The organism is Lentzea sp. NPDC004789, assembly GCF_053601075.1.
This window is the reverse complement of the sequence record NZ_JBSGBE010000044.1, coordinates 1-22,067: the sequence shown is the minus strand read 5'-3', so window position 1 is coordinate 22,067 and position 22,067 is coordinate 1. Positions and strand designations below refer to the sequence as shown.

At 70.6% G+C, this 22,067-nt stretch carries 17 protein-coding genes; 10 read left to right on the top strand and 7 right to left on the bottom strand.

What is annotated here, in order from left to right:
* Positions 1-4: 4 nt before the first annotated feature.
* The 4 genes from ACWEIJ_RS45515 (at position 5) to ACWEIJ_RS45500 (ending at position 4,359) form a co-directional block, all read left to right on the top strand.
* On the top strand, positions 5-1,045 hold the full coding sequence (locus tag ACWEIJ_RS45515; protein WP_449843535.1) for a LacI family DNA-binding transcriptional regulator: 1,041 nt from the start codon (positions 5-7) through the stop codon (positions 1,043-1,045).
* Positions 1,046-1,226: 181 nt separating this feature from the next.
* Entirely contained in the window at positions 1,227-2,237 is a 1,011-nt protein-coding gene (locus tag ACWEIJ_RS45510; protein ID WP_449843534.1) for a glycosyl hydrolase 53 family protein, read from the top strand.
* Between the two features lie 12 nt (positions 2,238-2,249).
* Positions 2,250-3,281 (top strand): rhamnogalacturonan acetylesterase, encoded by a 1,032-nt coding sequence (locus tag ACWEIJ_RS45505; protein ID WP_449843533.1) that lies wholly within the window; start codon positions 2,250-2,252, stop codon positions 3,279-3,281.
* A gap of 79 nt (positions 3,282-3,360) precedes the next feature.
* Positions 3,361-4,359: a family 43 glycosylhydrolase gene (locus tag ACWEIJ_RS45500; RefSeq protein ID WP_449843532.1), complete on the top strand. Its 999-nt coding sequence runs from the start codon at positions 3,361-3,363 to the stop codon at positions 4,357-4,359.
* An 18-nt stretch (positions 4,360-4,377) separates the two neighbouring features.
* Here ACWEIJ_RS45500 and ACWEIJ_RS45495 read toward each other — a convergent pair whose 3' ends face one another.
* The 4 genes from ACWEIJ_RS45495 to ACWEIJ_RS45480 form a co-directional block, all read right to left on the bottom strand.
* The gene (locus tag ACWEIJ_RS45495; protein ID WP_449843531.1) at positions 4,378-7,035 is read right to left on the bottom strand and encodes a LuxR C-terminal-related transcriptional regulator; all 2,658 of its coding nucleotides are present in this window, start codon (positions 7,033-7,035) and stop codon (positions 4,378-4,380) included.
* Complete coding sequence (locus tag ACWEIJ_RS45490) at positions 7,032-9,683, bottom strand: AAA family ATPase (protein WP_449843530.1); 2,652 nt, start codon at positions 9,681-9,683, stop codon at positions 7,032-7,034. Before ACWEIJ_RS45490 ends, ACWEIJ_RS45495 begins: the two co-directional genes overlap by 4 nt.
* Complete coding sequence (locus ACWEIJ_RS45485; RefSeq protein ID WP_449843529.1) at positions 9,643-12,327, bottom strand: AAA family ATPase; 2,685 nt, start codon at positions 12,325-12,327, stop codon at positions 9,643-9,645. Before ACWEIJ_RS45485 ends, ACWEIJ_RS45490 begins: the two co-directional genes overlap by 41 nt.
* A gap of 454 nt (positions 12,328-12,781) precedes the next feature.
* Positions 12,782-13,771 (bottom strand): LacI family DNA-binding transcriptional regulator, encoded by a 990-nt coding sequence (locus tag ACWEIJ_RS45480; RefSeq protein WP_449843528.1) that lies wholly within the window; start codon positions 13,769-13,771, stop codon positions 12,782-12,784.
* Between the two features lie 1,511 nt (positions 13,772-15,282).
* Here ACWEIJ_RS45480 and ACWEIJ_RS45475 point away from each other — a divergent pair.
* The 5 genes from ACWEIJ_RS45475 (at position 15,283) to ACWEIJ_RS45455 (ending at position 19,207) form a co-directional block, all read left to right on the top strand.
* Positions 15,283-16,059 (top strand): NPP1 family protein, encoded by a 777-nt coding sequence (locus ACWEIJ_RS45475; RefSeq protein WP_449843527.1) that lies wholly within the window; start codon positions 15,283-15,285, stop codon positions 16,057-16,059.
* Between the two features lie 310 nt (positions 16,060-16,369).
* Entirely contained in the window at positions 16,370-16,915 is a 546-nt protein-coding gene (locus ACWEIJ_RS45470) for a hypothetical protein (protein ID WP_449843526.1), read from the top strand.
* Positions 16,916-17,079: 164 nt separating this feature from the next.
* Positions 17,080-17,757, top strand: a complete 678-nt coding sequence (locus ACWEIJ_RS45465; protein ID WP_449843525.1) for a YcnI family protein — start codon at positions 17,080-17,082, stop codon at positions 17,755-17,757.
* Entirely contained in the window at positions 17,754-18,218 is a 465-nt protein-coding gene (locus tag ACWEIJ_RS45460; RefSeq protein ID WP_449843524.1) for a copper resistance CopC family protein, read from the top strand. The genes ACWEIJ_RS45465 and ACWEIJ_RS45460 overlap by 4 nt, the downstream gene beginning before the upstream one ends.
* Positions 18,219-18,220: 2 nt before the next feature.
* Positions 18,221-19,207, top strand: coding sequence for a PucR family transcriptional regulator (locus ACWEIJ_RS45455; protein ID WP_449843523.1), 987 nt, complete (start codon positions 18,221-18,223; stop codon positions 19,205-19,207).
* A 3-nt stretch (positions 19,208-19,210) separates the two neighbouring features.
* Here ACWEIJ_RS45455 and ACWEIJ_RS45450 read toward each other — a convergent pair whose 3' ends face one another.
* The 3 genes from ACWEIJ_RS45450 to ACWEIJ_RS45440 all read right to left on the bottom strand — a co-directional run bounded on the left by ACWEIJ_RS45450 (position 19,211) and on the right by ACWEIJ_RS45440 (position 21,142).
* Positions 19,211-19,876, bottom strand: a complete 666-nt coding sequence (locus ACWEIJ_RS45450) for a helix-turn-helix domain-containing protein (RefSeq protein ID WP_449843522.1) — start codon at positions 19,874-19,876, stop codon at positions 19,211-19,213.
* Positions 19,877-20,083: 207 nt separating this feature from the next.
* A complete protein-coding gene (locus tag ACWEIJ_RS45445; RefSeq protein ID WP_449843521.1) occupies positions 20,084-20,686 on the bottom strand; it encodes a hypothetical protein in 603 nt (200 codons plus the stop codon).
* A gap of 15 nt (positions 20,687-20,701) precedes the next feature.
* Complete coding sequence (locus ACWEIJ_RS45440; RefSeq protein ID WP_449843520.1) at positions 20,702-21,142, bottom strand: hypothetical protein; 441 nt, start codon at positions 21,140-21,142, stop codon at positions 20,702-20,704.
* 620 nt (positions 21,143-21,762) lie between these two features.
* Here ACWEIJ_RS45440 and ACWEIJ_RS45435 point away from each other — a divergent pair.
* Positions 21,763-22,067, top strand: a 305-nt coding sequence (locus ACWEIJ_RS45435) for a transposase (protein WP_449843519.1), incomplete at its 3' end; no start/stop codon positions are given.

The following is a 22,067-nucleotide window of genomic DNA, read 5'->3' as shown; positions in this document are numbered from 1 at the left end:
GTTCATGACGGACACAGCGCCACGACGACGGGAACGTGCCCAGCGACCGCCGACGATCATCGACGTCGCGGCGCACGCCGGGGTCTCCCGTGGCACCGTGTCGCGTGTCCTGCAGGGCGGGCACAACGTGAGCCCGGCTTCCAGGGAGGCCGTCGACGCCGCCATCCGCAAACTCGGCTACGTCGTGAACCGGGCCGCCCGCAGCCTCGTGACGCAGCGGGCGGGCTCGGTCGCGTTCCTGCTCTCGGAGACCCAGGACCGGCTGTTCGCCGACCCCAACTTCACCACGCTGCTGACCGGGTGCACGACCGCGCTGGGCGAGCACGACATCCCGCTCATCCTGATCACCGCGGGCACCGAGGCCGAACGCCGCCGCATCCTGCCGTTCCTGTCGGCGCACCACGTCGACGGCGTGCTGCTGATCTCGTCGCACCGCGGCAACCCGATGATCGAGCACCTGCGCCGGGCGAACCTGCCGTTCGTGTGCTGCGGCAAGCCCCTCGGTGAGCGCGGCCCACTGTCCTATGTGGCCTCCGACGACCTCGAGGGCGCCAGGACCATGGTGCGCCACCTGATCGAGTCCGGGCGCCGCCGGGTCGCGACCATCGCGGGACCGCAGGACATGCCGGGCGGGCTCGAACGGCTGCAGGGCTACCGCGACACGCTCGCCGACCAGGGCATCCCCTACGACGAGCGACTGGTGGCGACCGGCGACTACAGCAGGGCCAGCGGCGAGGCGTGCATGCAGCAGCTGCTGGCCGCGGCGCCGGACATCGACGCGGTGTTCGTCGCCTCCGACCTGATGGCCGCCGGCGCACTGGCGGCGATCCAGCGAGCGGGCCTGCGCGTGCCCGATGACATCGCTGTCGGCGGTTTCGACGACTCACCCGCGGCGACCGCCGCCCAGCCCCCGCTCACGACGATCCGCCAGCACTGGAGCCGTCTCAGCGAGATGATGGTGCGCCAGCTGCTCGCCCAGATCGCCGGCGAGGGCCCCGCGACGGTCATCCTGCCGACCGAGCTCGTGGTCCGCGAGTCAGCTTGACAATTCTTGACGAATTGCGCGAAATTCGACCCAATTCGATTGTGCACGTTCCCACGATTCGACATTCTTGCTCTTGAAACGATCTCCCGGTTGCGGTTCTATCGTCGTAGATGGTGCACATCAAGCACTGTGCACGTTCACAGAAGCCTGTTCCGATTTCCTTTACGGCAGGAGCTCACGCATGACCGGAATCTCCCGCCGCAGCCTGATGATCGGCGCGGCCGCGGGGGCCGGTGCCCTCGCGCTCGGCACGGCACCCCAGGCGTCCGCCGCGACGTTCGTGAAAGGCGCGGACATCAGCTGGATGCCGCAGATGGAGGCGAACGGCTACTACTGGCTCAACAAGTCGGGCCAGCGGCAGGACCTGTTCACCATCCTCAAGAGCTACGGCATCACCGCGATCAGCCTGCGCACCTGGGTGAACCCCTCGAACAGCCCCACCGACGGCCATTGCAGCATCCAGGAGACCGTGAAGATGGCGCAGCGCTGCCGGGACGCGGGCCTGCAGGTGCTGCTCGGCTTCCACTTCGGTGACACGTGGAACTCGGTCGGCGTGCAGAAGCCGCCCAAGGCGTGGGCGAACATGAGCTACCCACAGCTGCGCGACACGTTGCGCAGGTACGTCGAGGACTCGTTGAAGCTGCTCAGGTCCGGCGGCGTCACGCCGGGCTGGGTGAAGATCGGCAACGAGCAGAACAGCGGTATCTGCACCCCTGTCGGCAGCGTCGGCAAGCCGGCCCAGATGACCGGCCTGCTCAACGGCGCGTACGACGTGTCCAAACAGGTCTTCCCGGCCACGCCGGTCATGGTGCACCTGGCGCAGCCGCAGAAGATGGACAGCATCCAGCGGTTCTTCAACGCCTACCGCGGCAACGGCGGCAAGTGGGACATCACCGGGCTGTCGTCCTACGCCCAGGGCAGCAACGTGCAGCCGATCATCGGCAACATGCGGTCCATCCAGTCCACCTACGGCAAGCCGATCATGCACGTCGAGTACGGCGGGCCGCGCGGCAACGCGGGCACGGTGCGCGACGGGCTGCGCCAGTTCATCAGCGGCACGAAGTCCTTCGGCGGTCTCGGCACCTTCTTCTGGGAGCCGGAGGGCTATCCGCCCTTCACCGGCTACAACATGACCGCCTGGGACAGCAACCGCCGTCCGACCGCGGCCATGGACGGCTTCCTCAACGTGTGACAGGAGTATCCGTTGTCCCTCAAGCGTCTCGTGGTCCTCACCGCCGCACTGAACGCGGTCGTGCTGATCCCGATCCCCTCGGCGGCCGCGTTGCCACCGCAGTGCGCCGGCTCGGCGCCGATCAGGTGCAGCTTCAACGTCGCCCCCGGCAACTACGACGTCACGGTGGAGCTCGGCAGCACCAGCAAGGCCGCCAACACCTCGATGTCGGTGGAAGCGCGCAGGCAGATCTTCACCGCCGTCTCCACGAGCTCGGGCCAGGTCGTCCGGATGAAGGCCACCGTCAACGTCCGCAACCCGGAGGGACAACCCACCGGCCAGGGCGGCAACGGCACGCCGGGCCTGCAGATCACGTTCGGCGGCAACGCTCCCGCGATCGGCGCGCTGACCGTTACGCCCACCCAGGCCCCGCTGGTGGTCTACCTGGCCGGTGACTCGACCGTCTGCGACCAGCCGGCCGCGCCCTACACCGGCTGGGGCCAGTACCTTCCCACGCGGGTCCGCGAAGGTGCCGTGATCGCGAACTACGGCGACTCGGGCGAGAGTTCCGGCAGCTTCCTGTCCAACCGCGCGCTGTTCCCGACGATGAAGCCGTTGATCAAGAGCAAGGACCTGGTGTTCATCCAGCTGGGGCACAACGACAAGGCCACCAGCGCGAACACCTTCCGGGACAACCTCGGCAAGCTGGTCAGCGGTGTCCGGGAACGCGGCGGTGTCCCGGTGCTGATGACACCGCCGGTGCGCAGGTTGTTCAACGGTGACAAGCTGACCTCCACCGCGTTGCACGTCAACAGCGTCGGCGCCGACCTGCCCGCGGTGATCAGGGCGCTGGGCCGCAGCGCGAACGTGCCGGTGATCGACCTGACCGCGAAGAGCAAGGCCCTCGTCGAGTCGATGGGACCGTCGGCCTCCCAGGCGCTCTACCTGACCAAGGAGGCAGGCGACAACACCCACTTCTCCGCGCGCGGTGCCGCGGAGATGGCGGGGCTCGTGATCCAGGGCGTGCGCGAGCTGAACCTGCCGCTGGCCGGTCACCTGCGCTGAGCGTCACCAGCCGCTGACCCCGGCGTGGCGGCGCCGGGGTCAGTTCGTCCTCGTCCCACAGCTTCCGGAAGGAGCCGCGATGCGACGGCTACCCGGCGTTGCCCTGCTGGTGTGCGCGCTGCTCACCGTCCCCCTCAGCGCGTTGGCGGCACCGGTGACGGCGACGAACGGCACCCAGTTCACCGACACGTCCGGCAAGGTCGTGCACGCCCACGGCGGTGGCATGATCAAGGTCGGCTCGTACTACTACTGGTTCGGCGAGAACCGCAACGCCGACAACACGTTCAAGGCCGTGTCGGTCTACCGGTCAGCGGACCTGAAGACGTGGGAGTTCCGCAACAACGTCCTCACCACCTCCTCGGCGGCCGAGCTCGGCCGGGCGAACATCGAACGCCCGAAGGTCGTCTACAACAGCACCACCCGCCAGTTCGTCATGTGGATGCACAAGGAGAACGGCAGGGACTACACGGAGGCCCGCGCCGCCGTCGCCACCTCGTCCACAGTGGATGGCAACTACACGTACCGCAGCAGCTTCCGCCCGCTCGGTCAGCACATGTCCCGTGACATCACGTTGTTCAGGGACGACGACGGCACGGCCTACATGGTCTCCGCCGCACGCGAGAACGCCGACCTCAACCTGTACCGGCTCAACGCCGACTACACCGGCATCAGCTCACTGGTGCGGACGCTGTGGCGCGGCTCGTCCCGCGAGTCTCCCGCCGTCTTCAAACGCGACGGCGTCTACTTCATGGTCACCTCGGGCTCGACCTACTGGAATCCCAACCAGCAGAAGTACGCGACCGCGACCAGCATGACCGGGACGTGGAGCGGCCTGTCGAACCTCGGCGACTCGACCGGCTACCGCAGCCAGACCGCGTACGTGCAGCCCGTGCAGGGCACGTCGGCCACGTCGTACCTGTACCTCGGCGATCGCTGGGCGGGGGCGTGGAACCGTCCGGTCAACGAGTCGCAGTACGTGTGGCTGCCGCTGAGGTTCCCGACGCGCACCACCGTGACGATGTCGTGGCACCAGCGGATCAGCATCGACACCGCCACCGGTGCGGTGACCGGCCTGTGAGCGCGGATCGGCCGCGGGTCAGGCGGGGTCCGCCGCGACGCGGCGGAGTGCGGCGGCCAGTTCGGTGCGGCGGCTGACGCCCAGCTTGCGGTAGGTGTTCGTGAGGTGCTTCTCCACGGTGCGGGGCGTGACGGCGAGCTCGTCGGCGATCTCCTGGTTCGACCTGCCGTCCGCCGCCAGCTGGGCGACCCGGCGCTCGGACGGCGTCAGCCTGGTTCCCTCGCCGGTGCGCGTCTCGCCGCCCAGAGCGGTACGCGCCTGCGCGGCGATGATGTCGGCGCCGATCTCCTCCGCGATGCCGAGACATCTGCGCCACAGGTCCTCGTGGCCGGTCAACCGGGCCAGCTGCCGCACCGCCAGTACGAGCTCCAGCGCGTGCGCGGACTCCTCCAGCACCTCGACGGCGCGGCAGGTCATCTCGGTGCCAGGGGCGCCACCCGTCACCGCCCCCAGCACCCGCCAGGCACGGCCGACGCCCGACGGCGCGCCCCAGTCCTGCGCGATCAGCCGTTCCTCCTCGGCGAGCGCGATAGCCTCCTCCGTCTCGCCGAGCCGGTTCTTGATCAGGGCGAGCGCGGACCGCCACGGGTACAGCACGGGGTTGCGCCAGCCCGACCGGTCCAGTCGCACACCGCACTCCATCAGCGTCATCGCGGCACCCGGCAGATCGCCGCGCAGTGCCGCGCTCGACGCCTGCAGCAGGCCCATCACGGCGGAGAGGCAGTCGTCCACGGGCACGGTCACGGCGAAGTTCAGCGCCTGGTCGGTCAGGACGGGATCACGCAGTTGCAGCGCCACGCCCGCCAGCACCACCGCGGCGGAGGTGCCCACGGCGCTCCGGTCGCCCGCGCCGAGAGCCACGGCGTCCGCTGCCGCCAGGGTCGCCGCCTCGACCTGACCGGACACCAGGTGGGCGAGCGCCTGTTCACTGCGGATCATCGCCTCGTCCGCGCTGTCGCCGCGGCTCCTGGCGGTCTCGAGGGCCTGGTCGAGCCACCTCGTCGTGACGCCGGGCGCGTCGGCCGCCGCCAGACAGCTGACCAGCAGCGGTGCGCAGGAGAGGCTGTGCGGGCTGAACGCGGGTTCGTGGTCCAGCAGCCGTGCGGCCAGGACCGCCACCTCGTCGGCGGGTTTGCCGACGCTGATCGTCGCCGAGTGCAGGAGCACGGCCAGCAGTTCCCGCTCGGCACCCGTCGACATGGGGGCGTCCGGGCCGATGCCGGTCAACCGGGCCGCGGCACGGGCCAGCTCGGCGCGTTCGGTCGAGCCCGCGTACCGCACCCGTGCCTCCACCCGCAGCGCCAGCTCACGGCCGACCGGGTCGAGCCCGGCCGGGTCACCGAGTTCGGCACCGGCCCGTCTCAGCAGCGACAGCACCGCCTCCGGCGCGTTGCCCATCACCGCGGGCGTGAGCCGGATCAGCGCCGCGGCGCGGTCACGTGGCTCGCGCAGCAACGGCACCGCGTAGGAGATGCTGCGCACCGCGGCCTGCACGTCGAACCCCCGCACCGCCGTGGCGAGATCCACGAGCACCTTGGCGCGGTCCTCGCCGTCGGCCGAGGTGTCCAGCAACGCCCGCCGCAACCAGCGCGCGGCGCTCTCCGGCGAACCCGAACGCAGTGCGGTGTCCGCGGCGACGCGCAGGACCTCGACCACCCACGGCCCCAGCGGGCGGGTGATCCCGAGGAGCTGGTGGGCGACCTCCTCGGCGGGCCTGCCGCTGTCGTGCAGGAACCGAGCTGACCGAATCTGCGTCTCCTCCAGTTCCCGCGCCGTCATCGTCTCCTCGACGGCGGCGCGGACACCGGGATGGGCGAACCCGGAGGTGGAGAGCAGGCCGAGCCGGCGCAGTGACCTGGTCACGTGACGTGCTGTGGCGCGGTCCAGCCCAGCCAGCGCGGCCGCGTCGGACAGCCCGCTGCCCAGCACGGCCAGCGCTCGGAGCATCGCCCGCGCGGGTTCGTCCTGCGTACGGACGCAGGCGACCAGGCGATCGCGGGCCCAGGTGGGCGGCATCGCGCGGACAGCGCCGGCGTTGGCCGCCACCGGTGGCAGACCGCCGGCACTCCACGCGAGGGCGAGCGCCGTGAGCAGCATCGGGTTCCCCCCGGTCACCTCGCGGCAGGCGAGCACGAACTCGTCGTCGCACGCACGGCCCAGCCGCGACCGCAGCAGCGCGGCGGATCCGTTGAGCAGCAACGGTTTCGGCCTGATCCGGCGGGTGGCGCCCGCGACGATCGACACCACACCTGGCCGGTCCGCGCACGGATCTCCCTCGCGGACCGCGACGACCAGCACGACCAAGCGGTGCGCGGCCCGTGCGGCGAGGCGTTCGAGAGCCACGAGCGACTCGTCGTCCGCCCACTGCAGGTCGTCCACGAGCACCAGCAGCGGCAGGTCGTCACCGAGGTCCACGCCGTCCTCCCGCAGCTGCAGGACGACGCCCTGCGGGAAGTCCCGTTCCACCAGCGACGCCGAAGCCCGGAGCACCGCGAAACCCCGCGCCTGGGGATGGTGCGCCAGCGCGCGCAGCAGGGCGGTCTTGCCGTTGCCGAGCGGGCCGGTCACCACGACGACGCTGCCCGCACCGGCCGCCGCCCGCCGCAGCGAACCGCCCACCACGGCCAGTTCGCCGTCCCGCTCGAACAGCACCACCGCGGTGCACCCCCTCGTCATGAACCGGGCTCCCATCCGAGTCGCCGTGCCCTGGCGAGCAGGGCGGCGGCCCTGCCGCGCACCGCGATCCCGGCGGCCTCGCACACCAGCGGTCGCGCGTCACCCGCCGGGGTGAGCTCGGCGAGCTCGAGCAACGCGGTCGCGTACGCCAGCCGATACGGCGAGGTCCGCAGCAGCCGCACCGCCTCGGTGACGTCGTGACGATCACCCGACACTGCCGCACGACCGAGGTGCGCCATGCCGAGCACTCCCGGCACACCCCACGCGCGGGCGCTGCTGATCTCGTAGGAGCACAGGAGTTCGGCCTGCTCGTCGAGGCCCAGCAGGAACGCGGCCCGTGCGGCCACCGAACGCCACGGCAGCGTCGCGGGATTGCGCCACCTCCTCGCGAGCATGCGTCGTCCGCACTCCTCGGCGAGGGCGTACGCGGTGCCGGCATCTCCGCGCCGGAGTGCGAGCTCCGCCCGGACGTGTGTCACCAGCGCCCGTCCGTACCCGAACCCCGTCTCGTGGCCGGGTACGGATGCGACCAGTTCCTCCGCCCGGCCGACGAACCCGTCCTCCAGGCTGAGCTCGGCGTCCACGCCGACCAGCAGAGGCAGTCCGTCCGGGTGCCAGTGGTGCAACGGCAGCGCGGCCAGTGCGGCGTCCACGTCCGCCCGCGCCTCGCCCAGCCTGGCCGCGGCCAGCATGAGCTTGGCCCGCACCGCGAGCGACTGGCTCACCACCGCGCGCAGGCCACGATCACGTGCCTCGGCCACCACGTCGTCCAGTCCGGCGACGCCCTCGTCCAGGTCACCGGTGAACGCCAGCGCGCACGCGGCGTGCATCCTCGGCACCAGCACCGCCGCCGGGGCCGCGAGCGCGCTGCGGGCCAGGTCCCTCGCCAGTGCGGCGTCCGCGCCCCGCGCGACGTGCAGCCACGCCACCGCTCCCGCTCGCTCCGGCTCCGGTGGCGCGACAGGGAGCGGTGCCGCGTCGAGCAACCCGAGCTCCGGGACCTCCAGCGGCGCGTCGTCGACCAGCCAGTACATCGCGGTGGCGCTGTCGCGTTCCACGCCAGCAGCCGGCATCGCGCCGAACGTGCGCCGCGCCAGGGCGGCGTCGCCACGCGCGAAGAGCTGGTCCGCCGCGGCGAGGTGCACTCGCGCGCACTCCGGCGGCCTGCGTTCCAGCAACATCCTGGCGAGCCTGCGGTCGCCCGCTTCCGGCGCGTGCAGTCCTTCCGCCAACGCTATCTCCAGCACCAGCCGCGCCTCCGTGCCGGGGTCGCAGGGTTCACGCAGTGCCCGTTCCAGACACCGCACCGCCGCCTCCGGCTCACCCCGCGCCACCGCACGCCCGGCGGCGAGGCGCAGCACCGGGACCACCCACGGCTCACCGAGCGGTGGCGCCGACGCCAGGATCCGTGCCACCTCCTCCACGTCGGCGGCACCGAGGTAGGCCAGCCGCGCGGCGCGGAGGTGCAGCTCGTCGCGAGCCTCGGACGCGAGCCCCGCCAGCAACCCGTCGGCTGTCACTCCGCCCACCGGTATCGGCGGCTCACCGCTGATCAGCCCGGCCGCGGCGAGCAGTTCCAGCGCCCGGCGACGCCCGAGCTCTCGCAGCCCCGCCACCGCACAGGCCAGGTCGAGGTCGAGCCGCGGCCCGCACAGCGCCATCGCCCGCAGCAGCTGGGCCGCCTCGTCCGGAAGACCGGCGAGGGCCCGCACGACGACGTCGCCGAACGCCTCCGCGGCCAGTTCCGCCAGGTCGTCACCGAAGGCTGCCGCCCCATCGTCGGCCCGCGCCGCGGGTTCGGCCAGGTCGCCGGCGGGCAGCCCGGGTTCCAGCCGGTCCAGCACCGCGTGCAGCACGGAGGGCAACCCGCCAGTGCTCCGGTGCAGTTCGCCGGCCATGCTCTCGCTCACCGGCCACCGGCGCGCCGCGAGTTCCGCCACCGCGTCCCGCGGCAACGGGCGCGCGGTCAGCACCACCGCCTCCGCCAGCACCCGTCGCCCCAACCCGGTGACGAGGACGATCCCGATCGCCCGGCCGCCGGCGCCGGCCCGCTCGCCGAGCCGGGTGAGCCACGCCCGTGACCGCTCGTCGTACCCATCGGTGTCGTCGATGGCGAGCAGCACCGGCCTGATCCGCGCCAGCTCCAGCACAGCCAGGAGCGCCTCGGCCGGTGTGACGCCCGGCCACGGCGGCGCGAACAGGTCCGCGACGGCCGTGTCCGAGGGCGCTCCCAGGGCCGCAGCGTCCAGACCTGCGACCGCCCCCGGCAGGTGCGCGGAGGCCGGGCCTGCGCCTGGTTCCGGCAGGCCCGCGGCAATCGAACCCGCGGCAGCCCCCGCCTGACCTCCGCCGATCTGCGCCATCACCTCCCCCACGATCCGGTGATCGGCGCGCGGCACGAGGGGCAGTCCGTTCGCCGTCAGCACCAGCACTCCCGCCCCGCGAGCGAGGTCGACCGCGCGCGCCAGCAACGCGCTGCGGCCGCTGCCACTGCCGCCGCTGATCTCCGCCAGCGCCGGCTGGCCGGCGACGAGGGTGGTCACCGCGCGCTCCAGCGCGGCCAGTTCGGCGGCGCGGTCCAGCAGTTCGGCGGGCACGGTGGCCGCCTCATCGCAGCCGCGCGGCGAGGTCCGCGCGGGTCTGCACACCCAGTTTGCGGTAAGCGTTGGAGAGGTGGCTCTCCACGGTCCGCACGGCGACGAAGAGGTCGTCGGCGATCTGCCTGTTCGTCAGGCCCAGGGCGGCGAGTTCCGCCACCCGCCGCTCGCCGCCGGTCAGAACGTCCTTCGTGGACAGTTCGCTCATCCGGCCGCCGGCCCGCACGAGCGCGGCTCTTGCCACCGCTGCCGCACCAGTGGCACCGCAGCGGACGGCCACGCCCACGGCCCTGCGCAGGTGCCTGCGTGCGCCCTTGTCGTCGCCCGCGCGCGACAACGCGAGCCCGAGCGCGGTCAGCGCCTCCGCCTGGCGCAGGCGGTAACCCGCCGCCTCCAGGCGCCGCGCGGCGTCCTCCAGCGTCGTGGCGTCGCCGGTGGCGAGCCCGCGGGCCAGTGCGGCGTGGGCCTGCGCGGGTGCGGTGTTCCACCGCGCCGCTCCCGCCTCGCCGAACGACGCGAGCTCGGCCGCCTCGTCCAGGCGACCGAGCTCGGCGAGCAGCGCCACGGCGTCGAGCCACCACGGCAGGAACAGCGGATTCCGGATGTCCATCGCGCCCAGGTCCTCGCCACACTGGCGGAGCCGGTCCAGCGCCGCTTCCGGCTGCCCCGAGTTGCGCAGCAGGAGAGCCCGCACCATCGAGGCCTGGAGATGCACCTGGGGTTCACGCATGTGCGGCAACACCTCGAGCAGTGCGTTCGCGCGTTCGTCGTCGGCGTTGCGCGCGCACACCGTGGCGAGCATCGCCCGCGCCCGCCTTCCCGCCGCGGTGTGCTCGCCGCCCAGCGGGTAGGCCATCGCCTCTTCGGCGTGGGCGGCCGCGTCCGCCAGCTCGCCGAGGTCGAGCCGCAGGTGCGCGAGGTGCGCGTGGGTCACCACGTGGCTCGACTCGTCACCTCGTTCCGCGGCCGAGGCGAGCACCCTGCCGGTGACGGCGGCCGCCTCCGGGAGTTCGCCGCAGAAGTGCAGCGACGCGGCGGCCCAGGTGTCCCACCAGTCGTGCACCGTGCCCGGCTGCGGCAGCGACGACCTCGTCAACGCGAGTGTGCGGCCGACCGACTCGCCGCGCCACATCTCGGCCCGGCCCAGCTGCTGCACCAGACGCCTCGCGAACCGCGACCTGGCCTCGGTGGGTGGCACCATCTCGCGCGCGTGGCACAGCGCGTCGGCCGTGGTGGCCACACCGCCCAGCCCCACCATGAGCACGAGCACCTCGACCACCGCGCGCACCTCGGGATCGGCGGTGGCGGGCAGCGCGCGCCATTCGCCGACCAGGTCGCGGAACGCCTCGGTCACCTGGGACGTCCGCAGCGAGGCGGCTCCGTACCGAGCCGCGGCGAACGCGCGCTCCTCGGCATCCGAGATGTCGCGGAGCACCTCCGCGTAGACCTTTCCCGCCGCCACGGGGTCCACCTCGTAGAGCAGGTTCGCCTGCTCCAGCCTCATGCCGATGTGACCGGGCACCGCCTCGACCGCACGACGCAGGTACCGCACGGCTGCCTCGGGCGCGCCCCCGCACTCGCGCGCCGCTTCCCGCAGGATCGCGGCCATCCAGGGTTCGGAGACGACCGGCAGTGCGGCGAGCTGGTCGGCGACCTCACGTCGGGGCTTCCCCTCGTCGCTGAGCAGGCGCGCCGCCCTGAGCCGCAACCCGGCCAGTTCCTCCGGTTCGAGCGTGTCCAGCAGGTGTGCTCGCAACGACTCCGAGCGCAACGTCCCGTGCTCGGTGAGAACACCGGACAGCCGCAGCGTCCCGCGCGCCGAGGAGACGGCCGCCGCGGACAGCTCGAACAACGCTCCGGTGGCGTCCGGCCCGTCGGTGCCGATGACCGCCACCGCGGTGGCGTAGCGGAGAACCTGCTCAGCCTGCTGACCGAACCAGGAGGACCACGAGGCGACCGAAACCTCGCGCAGCCGCCCCGCCCACTGCTCGCCGGGCCGTCCACCCTCCTCGGCGATCCTCGCCAGGCACGCCAGCGTCGTACCGGGAACTCCGTTGCACAGCTCCAGGCAGGCCCGCAGGAACTCCTCGTGCGGCTCGGCGCCGAACCGCCGCCGGATCAGCTCGCGCACGTCCGGCGCCCCCAGCGGACCGAGTTCGATCACGGTGGTGTCGAGGGCACCGGCCAGTTCCCCGAACACCACGTCCGCTGCCATGCGGTCGGCGACTCGGTGGGCGAGCACGAAGAAGAGCCGGCCCGCTCTCGCCCGCCGCGCCAGCAGACCGAGCCAGCGGGCCGTCGCGCCGTCGCACCGGTCCGCGTCGTCGATCACGACCACCAGCGGCAACGCGCCCGCGCGTGCAGCGGCGAGTTTCAGCAACCGGCGCCGACGGCCGTGCTCGTCATGCTCCGCTGCCAGCACCTCGTCGGCAGCGCCGCCGAACAGGGAACGCACGACGGAGTAGGGCGCGCGCTCGGCACCGCAGACCCCGCTGAGCACCTCCGCCTCGCCGCGCAGGTCCTCGCACACCGCGGCGAGCAGAGCCGACTTCCCGATGCCGTCCGCGCCACGCACCACCAGCAGCCCCGGCCGGCCCGCGGCCGCCTCCCGCACCCTGCTCCGGACCAGCTCCACCTGAGCGCGCCGGCCCAGCGGGAGCCGGGTATCCCGGGCTCGACCGGACTCCACCGCCATGCCGCTCCTCCGACCGGCTCGACCCACGTCCCGGTACGCCGTTCAGCCCCTTCCCTTGAAGGTGATCTTAGTCCGGCCGGCGCAGCGGCGAGGTCGGCGTGAGCAGACACAACGCGAAGGTGTGTTGCAGCGAGAAGGCCCTGGTGGCGTCACGACGGTTTTCCTCATTCCTCGCATGTCCGACAGGGCGGCGCGGAACTACCGTCGACGCATGACCACCGCAGGAGCCATCGTCATCGCGATGATCTCGCCCTTCCTGCTGGGCCAGTTGCTGTACGCCCTCAGCAGGGGCAAGCCGTCGCGCGAGTACCGCGACTGACCCTCGGCCCGGCCGTTCAAGCCAAGCCGGGAACGCGCACAGCGTCAACGCGGGCCGTCCCGATCCAACACGGAGCGGAAGAACTTCCTCCTGCGGCGGATACCGGATCACGTCGGTCAGGTCGTAGCACGGTCCTCAGGCCCGGCGCAGCCTCGGAGCGGTGCTCGAACGGCAGGACAGCTTCGGCGGCAGCAGGGTCAGCGATGGCGCCGGAAGGCCGTTCAGCCGGGACACGAGCAACTCCGTCGCCCGCCGCCCCAGCTCCTCCGCAGGCAGCTGCACCGACGTCAGCCGCAGCTGCTCCGCGAGCTCGTCCGGGCAGATCGCCACGACGGCCACGTCCTCGGGCACCCTGCGCCCCAGCGTCCGCAGACTTCCCGCGACCCAACCGAGCGCCGCCTCGTTGTGCACGACGATCGCGGTCATCGCGGGCTGCGTGCGCAGCAACGACCGCACCGCGGTCAGCACCGACTCGTAGTCGTTCTCGACGGGCAGCGCGGTAGACGCGATCCCGCGCCGCATGGCGGCGGCACCGAACCCCGTCATCGTGCGCTGCGCGTGGCCGGTGTTGCGCTGGTACACCACACTCGGCGCGCCGAGGAACCCGATGTAACGATGGCCGAGGTCGGCCAGATGGTCAACGCACTTCGCTCCGGCGGCCTCGAAGTCGAGGTCCACACAGGTCAGCCCGTTGACCGCCGCCGGTCGTCCAATGAGGACAGACGGCCTGGACATCTGCCGCAGCAGCGGCACGCGGTCGTCGTCCAGCCCCACGTCCATCACCAGGAACCCGTCAACCTGGGCACTGGCCGCCACCCTGCGCAGACCCTGCGCCCCCTGGTTCGCGGTCAGCAGCAGCACGTCCATGCCGTTCTCGCGGGCGCTGGCGACGGTCGCCGTCACAGACCGCATCAGCACCGGCAGATGCACACCGGGTCGCAGCGGCAGCACCAAAGCCACCACGTTCGTCCTGTTGGCCGGGAGCGTCCTGACCCCGGTTTGCGGGCGATACCCCAGCAGCCGGACGCTCTCCTTGACCTTGGCGCGGGTCTCCGAAGAGATGGACCGCCTCCCAGTCAGCACGTACGAGACGGTGCTCGGCGCCACGCCGGCATGCCTAGCCACATCCGCGATGGTGACCACGTCGGCACCTCCGTGTGTTGAAGCAATTCGACAACTTTATGAGCGGACCAGACCTTCGTTCACCACCTGCGATGGGAACGTGCACATTGACGGTTGACCGTCATCCCGATGTAGGACAGCTGAGCCCTGGGCGTCTTGAGCACAGTGAATAGGTCCAGCCCGCCTCGATTCCAGTACGCCGGGATGCCGATCTCGTGCCACGAACACGGCTCATAATCCACCAGCACTGTGAACGTGCACAACCGAGGCCCGCTCAAACGACGGCTGTGGCGCAGCCCAATCTCCGCAGCGGCAGCGCGCAGGCGAACGGTGCGGTGCATAGCCCTGCCGCCGATCCACGCACCGCTCAGCAGGACCCTGCCACCTGGCTCAACGCACTCCACGACCGCGCCGCGTCCACCGGACACGCCACATTCGTCCTCCACGCCACGTCCACGTCGGCGACACCACGGTCCTGACCACGCCACCGGCCACACCGGGGACGCTGCCGGCGTCCTGACGCAGCGCGGCTGGTCGAGCAAGACGGCGAGAAGCCGCCCGTCCCGCGTGGTCTGCGAGGTGCGGTCGACGCCGTCGGCGAACGTCGTCCATCCACTGTGGACCGGCCGTCCCGTCGGCACGCGAGTCGAGCGGCAGCAGGCCGTCATTCCGAGCGGCACGACCTCGTCGAGTGCGGGTGCGGGCTCGTGCAGCAGGATGCTCAAGACACGCCCTTCTCGATCACCGGGGCGAAGCTGGACCACTTCACCCGGACGCGGTGAACGTCGCACGGGCTCGCGAAAGGCGTCAAGGACGAGAGAGCCCGATTCGATGTTGTTCGAAAGTTTTTCCGTCGAACGACCGTCCTGATCGACCCTTCAGGCGGAAAACGCTTTCCAGAACGCACCACAACACATCTCGCACCCGCCGCGGCTCTGCGACGTGGCGTCCTGCTCCCGCTCGTGCGCACCGCTGTCCTCGTCGGCCGGCGCTCGCCCCGCCTTCGGTGTGCGTCTCGACCGCAGGCTCGTCGCGGCCACCACGTCCGGCGACGTGGCGCCGACCGTCGATGACTTGCGGCTCAGCGCTCCGCGACGAGGCCGTTGACGCGGACTGTGCCGGGGTGCAGCCACCCATCAATCCGGCGGCAGGTGCCAGTCCACCGGAAGCGCACCGAGGAGCCGCCGATGTCGTACACGCGATGTGCAGGCGCAGTCCGTCCTCACCGAACAGCAGGTCGGCGAGCGTGCCGCGGTGGTTCCGTGCAGGCGCCGATGAAGTCGCCGAACCACACAGGCGAGGCGGGTTCGACCAATTCGACGGCGTGCCGCCTGCGAGAGGGAACCAGGCTTCCTGGTTGCGCCGAGGAAAAAACGCGCCTGACCATCTCAAGTGGACTCAACCGGACGTACGAGCGTTGACATCCTCTTCCCGCTCCATAGGCTCGGTTCCGGCATGCCAAGCCGTGACACACACCGAACAACCGGAGAGCACAGCGCATGTTCCCTGCAACAATGACCAGATTCACTTCTCGCTTCACCAAGGCGCTCTTGGTGGTGGGCAGTGCCGCACTCCTGACGATCACGGCGACGAACAACGCGTCGGCCGCCGTGCTGACGCCGTTGCCAGCGAACGCAACCTCGTTCCAGCGCACGTTCCAGCCGTTGTTCGACTACGACGGCGACGGCTGTCTCCCCGCCGCGGCCATCGACGCCAACGGCAACCTCAACGGCGGTCTCAAGGACACCGGACCGGTGACCGGCCAGTGCCGCAAGGACCACCTCGGCAAGGCCAACACGTACTCGCGGGCCAAGTGCAACAACAACTGGTGCGCGATCAGCTATGCCCTGTACTTCGAGAAGGACATGAGCTGCGCGGGCTGCACGCCGACGTCACACCGCCACGACTGGGAGGGCGTGGTGGTCTGGGTGCCACAGGGCAAGCCGACGCCGGCGTTCGTCTCCGTGTCCCGGCATGGCCAGTACGAGACCAAGGCGTGGAACGACGTGCCGGCGAAGACCGGCGTCCGCGTCAGGGCCATCTACCACAAGGACGGTGGCAGCACGCACATCATGCGCTTCGCCAGGGCCAACGAGGAGCCGGAGGCCTGGGGCAACGGGCGCTGGGACGAGCCTGCCCTGGTCAGCTGGGAGAACCTCCGCGGCGACCTGCGGACCAAGCTGAACAACGCCGACTGGGGCGACGCCAACTTCCCGCTGAGGGACAGCAGGTGGCCGACCGAGCTGAGCCGGGCCAAGCCGTCGGGCATCCCGTTCAACCCGAACGGCTGATCGACAGCCTCACGACGGCCGTCCGCGGAAGGCTCCTCCCGCGGCCGGCTGTCCGGTTGTCATCGCTCACCCCGTGATCTGTTCATGCGTTCAGGGTCTTCTTCAGCTGATTCGTCATGAGTGCCCATGCCGCCGCGCACCTGCGGTTCGTGGCAGAAGGCCGTTCGTCCGCTGGCCGCACGACGATTCCACACCGTGCACTGCGGATTTCACAAATTGCCGGTGGACGCCTCCGCATTCCGGTCGCAACACTGCGCAGCACTGCGTCACCCCTGCCAGTGAGGACAGCACAATGAACAAACACCTCCTATTGCGATACCGATTGGCCTTCTCGACCGCCTCGGCCACGGCATTGCTGAGCCCTGTCACCCAGGCCCTCGAGACGGGCCGGATCGGCACCGCCCTGCCGTTCGCCAACCTCCAGGTGGACGCCTCCCGGGGTGATCCGATCTCGGTCGTCCAGACCGAAGCCGGTCGGGCCGCCACCGGTGAAGCTCCTGCGGTGATGGCGGGCTGGCCCACGCCGAACCGGCGCAGCTGGCACCTCACCAGCTCCTGCCAGCGTCATGCCGCGGCGATCCGGAAGGGCGCGGCCGCGTGGAGCGGGCTGACCGAGGGCGGCGGCACCCCGGTGGAGTGCACGAACAGCTACATCAAAGGCTGCGGCAACAACCCCACGGTCGTCGGCTGCAACTGGGGCCGGGGCCAGCGGATCACCCTCTACATCACCGGGGTCCGCGACGGTGCCCTGCTGGCCGCGCACGAGTTCGGCCACGACTGGTTCGACCACTCCAAGCAGCGGTGCTCCGGCTGGAGCAGTCCGGCGCAGGTCATGGCGCCTGCCATCTGCGAATAGGTACGAAAGGAGCCCTTGCCGCAGCCCTGAATTCTGCCGCGACAACGCCGCATTCCTCCTCAGGCGCGAAAACTTCCGCAAACCACCCCATCTCGCCCCAGTCGTCTCGAAATCGGCGACGATATCGACAGCCCACTCGCCCCCGTCGGAATTCGAGGAATTCGGTGTTCGATCGAGGCTTTCGGAAACGACCCGCACGACACCTTCTGGTCTGGCTCGTCGCGGCCGCCGCCGCACTGCTGGCTCCGGGCCAGGCCCTGGCGCACGTCACCGCGCACGCGGACGGTGGGCAGCCGGAGAAGGGCGGCGAAGGCGCGATCGTGCTCAGGGTGCCGAACGAGGAGGCGGAGCGGGCCACCGTCCGGCTGGAGGTGACGATCCCAGGCCGGTACGACCTCACCAGGGTGCGCGCCAAGCCCGTCAGAGGCTGGAGCGCGGCGATCAGCCGCGGCGCCGGCGGCACCGTCACCGCGATCGTCTGGACCGCGGACGACGGCACCGGCATCGCTCCCGGCGACGAGCAGTACGACGAGTTCGCCTTCACCGCTTGGCCGCTGCCCACCAACGCCGACACCCTCGTGCTCCCGACCAAGCAGGTCTACGCCGACGGCGGCACGACCGACTGGGCCGACGAACGGTCCGGCGGCGCCGAGCCCGCGCACCCGGCGCCGGAGATCGCGCTCGCCGAGCCCTCCGGCACAGGCCACGGACGTCACGTGACCCGGGGTGCCCGGAACCTGCCCAACTGGCCCACGATCGCACTCTTCGGCGCCCTGCTGGCACTCGTCGTGATCGTCGGCGTGGTCGTCGTGTTCCGCCCCGGACGGAGGAAACTGCCGTGACGAAGACCGGCGCACTCATCGCAGTGCTGTTGTTCAGCCTGGGTGTTCACTTCCCGCCCGCTGGCGCGGCGGGCGAACTGGTCTCGTCGTCTCCCGCCGCTGAGGCCACCGTCGGCAAGGCGCCCGAGACGATCCGGCTGACTTTCGACCGCCCGGTGGTCACCGAGGGCTCGAACACCGTGACGGTGACCGGTCCCGACGGTCAGCAGTGGCAGGACGGCGCAGTGGGCATCGACGCGAACGTCCTGGACGCCACTCTCCGGCCACTCGGTCCCGAGGGCGGCTACGTCGTCCGCTACGCCATCCACTTCGGCGAACCCTCCCCGAAGGCGGGCGAGTTCACGTTCACCTTGTCCAAAAGTGCCGGCAGTCGGCCGACGTGGGCGTGGCTCGGCGGGATGCTCGTGGTGGTCGCGGCCATCGCCACCACCGGCGGAGTGCTCCAGGCGCGCAGACGGTGAGGATGAGCACCACCACGAACCCGGATCGCGCCACTTTGTCCATTGTGGAGTCGCTTTGCCGTGAGCCTGCGCCGGACCTGGGACGGCTGCACGAGCTCGGACGCGGCTGGGCGCTGGCACACCACCCGCTCGCGCCGATGCTGCTCACCGCCCAGCGCGTCACCGAGCAGGCGGTGATCGCGGTGCTCACCGGCAGCAGTCACACCGGTGAGATGCCGCAGCTCGCAGAGAAGGCCCGCGCCACCGGCGAAGCCGCCACCCACGCGCTGCTGGCCGGGTTCCTCGGCGCCTGCGGGCGAGACGAGGAAACCCCGCAGGTCGCGGCCGCGTGTCGGCTGTGGGGTGTGCCGACGCCGGCCGGTGCGGAGGCGTACGCGGTGGTGGCCGCGCACTCCGGCACGCTCGACCTGTGCACTCGGGTGGACGACGCCCTGAAAGCCCTGGGACGACAGGACGTCACGTCCCTGCTCTACCGCGAGTCAGGCTACCTGCTGGCTCCGGCACGGGTGGAACAGCACGCACGGGACCTGGGCCAGCGGTTGCACGACCACCTCGGCGGCGAACCGCGACTCGCGATCACCTGGTGCGGGCGGCATGAGGTCGCGCAGGGCCGCGAGGAGGTGCAGACCGTCCTCGACATCGTCGTGGGCCTGCGCTGGGCACCTGGGGTGTACGAAGTCGAGGACGTGGTGCTGGAATACGCGGTGATGCAGGACAAGGCGGCTGTGGCGGCACTGCTCGCGCTGATCCGCCCCGTGGTGCGACAGCAGTCGCTGCGCACGTCCCTCGAAGCGCTCGTCTCGGCGAACGGCAACCGCAGCAAAGCGGCGAACGCTCTGAGGATCCACCGCACCACGCTGGAGTACCGGCTCGCCCGCGTCGAGCGGCTGACCGGATGTCCTGCGACAACCATGCCCGGCTTGCGAAAGCTGGCCGCGGCCCTCTCCGCAAATGACATCGTGCACCGGAAGCGACCGGCGGCCTGGTGAGCCTCAGCCCGTGCCGACCGACAGCGCGTACGCCGCCGTGAGGATGCTCAACCCTCGCACTGTCACAGGACAACGCCCGGTCAGCTGCTCGATGCGCGCCAGCCGGTAGTCGATGGTGCTGCGGTGGATGAACAGCCGTTCCGCCGCGGATGTCCGGTTGCCCCCCTCCGCGATGAGCGCCGCCAGCGTGCCCCTCAGCACGTCGACCGCCATCACCGGGGCGATCAGCCGCCGCAGCACCGCGGCGCTCGCCCGCGACCGGACGGCCGCGTACTCGACTTCGACGTCCTCGCGGCGGTACACGCCAGGCGGCAGCTCCAGGGCGGTGACGACGCCGACCAGGTCCGAAGCGTCCGCCCTCGCGTCACCAGCCACCACCCCCACCCACACCCGCGGCTCTCGCAGCCCGGCGACGACGGTCCGGCACACCTCGGCCACCTCAGCCACAGTCCTCGACGGCAGGGATGCGTGGCCCCGATCTCCCTCGACCACGCTCTCCGCCTGGAGCGCGTCCCGAAAGGCGATCGCCACGGCTTCGGTGACACCACCGTCGACCTGGAAAGCGACCCCCACCGCCATCTCCACCGCGGCGCCGACAGGTGCGGCCAGCCGATTCCGCTGGCCGTCACCAAACCCCGCTGCCAGCTCGATCGCGACACGTCCGCTCATGGTTCCGAACCTCCGCAGCACCGCGTTGCGCTGGCGCGAAACCCGTTGAACACCCAGGGTTTCAGCCACCAGCGCACACGTCGTGATGTTCAGCGCGTTTCGCAGGTCGTCCAGCCGACCGGCGGTCCGCGCCCAGTGCTTACCAAGAGACACAGGTGGCGTGAGACCACCTGTGCCCCTTCAGTTCCCGCCGACCTGAACAGGCCGCTAACAGGACGCCTTCTCCTCCTTCGCGGTGATGTCCCACGGCGACCCCTTCGTCTGACCGGCGACCTCACCTCCGCTGACGTACCAGATGTAGTGCCCCTTGTACCGCTTCTTGAAGTTCAGCTCCCAGGTGCCACTCACCTTGGTCTTGAGCTTCGAGGCGTAGAGCACCTTCTTCGTCCTCGGCTTGAGCTCGGCGCGGTACTCGTCCGACTGCGAGTCCGTCCAGCCCCATTGGCGCGAATAGGTGGTGGTGAAGCTGGACTCGAACGCCTCGCCGAGCTTGTACTTCGCGCTGATCTCCACACCCCAGGAGTTCGTCGTGGTCGACGACGCCTCCCAGCGGAGCACCCGGACGTCGGTGCCCGACCCGCAGTTCTGCCCTGATCCGGCCAACATCCGCGGCCCGGCGTAAGTCGACATGCCCTCCGGCCGGAAGGCGCACTTCGTGGTGCGTCCCGCGTTGCACTCGTTGAGCAGTTCCCTGGACGTCGGCGTGCCCTCGTGGGTCGCCGCCGCACTCGGCGCGGCCGCCACCGCCACACCGACCATCACCAGCGCGGACAGCAGCACCGATCCGAGCCTTGCCAAGCGATTCCTCATCGGATCCACTCCCCCTCAGCTGATTCCGACGTGGGTGGCACGATCGTTTGCCCGCGTGCCGACATCGGGCACGTCGTTCCAGTACGGCCCTTCGCGTTCTCCGTCGGCGAAGTGCAGCCAGACCCAGCAGCCCGCCCAGCCCTGCACCGAACTGATCGAGTTCTGGAAGCCGTCACCGAGCCGGATGTACCCGTCGTACCTGTCGTCCTTCTTGCAGGGCCTCGGCATCCAGACCGTCAGCATGTCGCCGGTGAAGCTGCCGCCGGTGAAGAGTCGCGCGCCGATCACGTCCGTCGGCTTCCGGATGGTGTCGGCGTTGCCGCAGGTGTACTTGTTCGTCGAGACCGCGAAGTGGCACCGCCTTGCCGCACTGGCCGGTGCCGCAGTGAATGCCGTGACCACGAGCGCGAGAGCGATCGCGGCGGAGCCGGCCTTGAAGACCTTACCCAACCTCATCCACATTCCTTCCTCGCCGTGAGGCGAACAGGGTCCAAAATGGAGGAACATGCTCAAAGCGTGCGCCAGAGCGCGGAGGCTCGTCCATCCGCGAGGTTAGGAAGCGGTGATTTGAGGAAATTGACGAAGATGCTCGGGCAAAACACCCAGTACAGCGTGGTGGCGGAGGTAGCGCGGTCGTAGGAGCGGCGAGGTCCCGGTTGACCTGTGGGGTGACAAACCTGGCTCAATGCGCCCGACCTGCGGATCAAGCCACTGCAGGTTCGTACTCGTTGATCAAGCCGCCTAGGACGGGCCGGCGCAGTATGGAACTTGCAGCCCTGCTCTGGGATCGGGTGGTCTGGTCGCGGTGGCGTGTGGTCGCACGCTCTGTACGACCGACAGTGGTTGTAGCGCGACAGATGCCAGCTCCTGCCGGAGACCACCGCGACAACGACGACGTCGTTGCTGCGAAGGCGGCGGGACTGCGTACGGCGCTGATCCGCCGTGTCCCTGGGGATACCTGTGGGCCAACGATCCGTTGGTGCAACGGGAGCCCCAGTCATCTACTGCAGGGGTGGGCCTGACCCGTTTTGACGGACACCTGAGATCAGGGGTTTTGCCCCTGGAAGGATATCCTTATGAAGACCACGGGCTCGAACAAGCCCCGGCGTCCTCGTCGTGCGTTCACGCCGGAGTTCAAGGCGGAGATTGTCGAGCAGTGCCGGCGTGGTGACCGCTCGATCGCGCAGGTCGCGAAGGACTTCGACCTGACCGAGACCGCCGTGCGCGAGTGGGTGAAGCAGGCCGAACGCGATGCCGGGACCCGCGAGGACGGCGGGCTGAGCAGTGACGAGAAGGCCGAGCTGGCCGCGCTGCGGCGGGAGAACCGGCGGCTGCGCGAGGACGTGGAGATCCTCAAGCGGGCCACGGCTTTCTTCGCGAA

Bases quoted from the DNA above. Each gene is read 5' to 3' on its own strand.
- ACWEIJ_RS45510 (WP_449843534.1), top strand. From the start codon at position 1,227: ATGACCGGAATCTCCCGCCGCAGCCTGATGATCGGCGCGGCCGCGGGG.
- ACWEIJ_RS45500 (WP_449843532.1), top strand. From the start codon at position 3,361: ATGCGACGGCTACCCGGCGTTGCCCTGCTGGTGTGCGCGCTGCTCACC.
- ACWEIJ_RS45440 (WP_449843520.1), bottom strand. From the start codon at position 21,142: ATGAGGTTGGGTAAGGTCTTCAAGGCCGGCTCCGCCGCGATCGCTCTC.
- ACWEIJ_RS45455 (WP_449843523.1), top strand. From the start codon at position 18,221: ATGAGCACCACCACGAACCCGGATCGCGCCACTTTGTCCATTGTGGAG.
- ACWEIJ_RS45450 (WP_449843522.1), bottom strand. From the start codon at position 19,876: ATGAGCGGACGTGTCGCGATCGAGCTGGCAGCGGGGTTTGGTGACGGC.
- ACWEIJ_RS45475 (WP_449843527.1), top strand. From the start codon at position 15,283: ATGACCAGATTCACTTCTCGCTTCACCAAGGCGCTCTTGGTGGTGGGC.
- ACWEIJ_RS45515 (WP_449843535.1), top strand. From the start codon at position 5: ATGACGGACACAGCGCCACGACGACGGGAACGTGCCCAGCGACCGCCG.
- ACWEIJ_RS45495 (WP_449843531.1), bottom strand. From the start codon at position 7,035: ATGACGAGGGGGTGCACCGCGGTGGTGCTGTTCGAGCGGGACGGCGAA.
- ACWEIJ_RS45485 (WP_449843529.1), bottom strand. From the start codon at position 12,327: ATGGCGGTGGAGTCCGGTCGAGCCCGGGATACCCGGCTCCCGCTGGGC.
- ACWEIJ_RS45445 (WP_449843521.1), bottom strand. From the start codon at position 20,686: ATGAGGAATCGCTTGGCAAGGCTCGGATCGGTGCTGCTGTCCGCGCTG.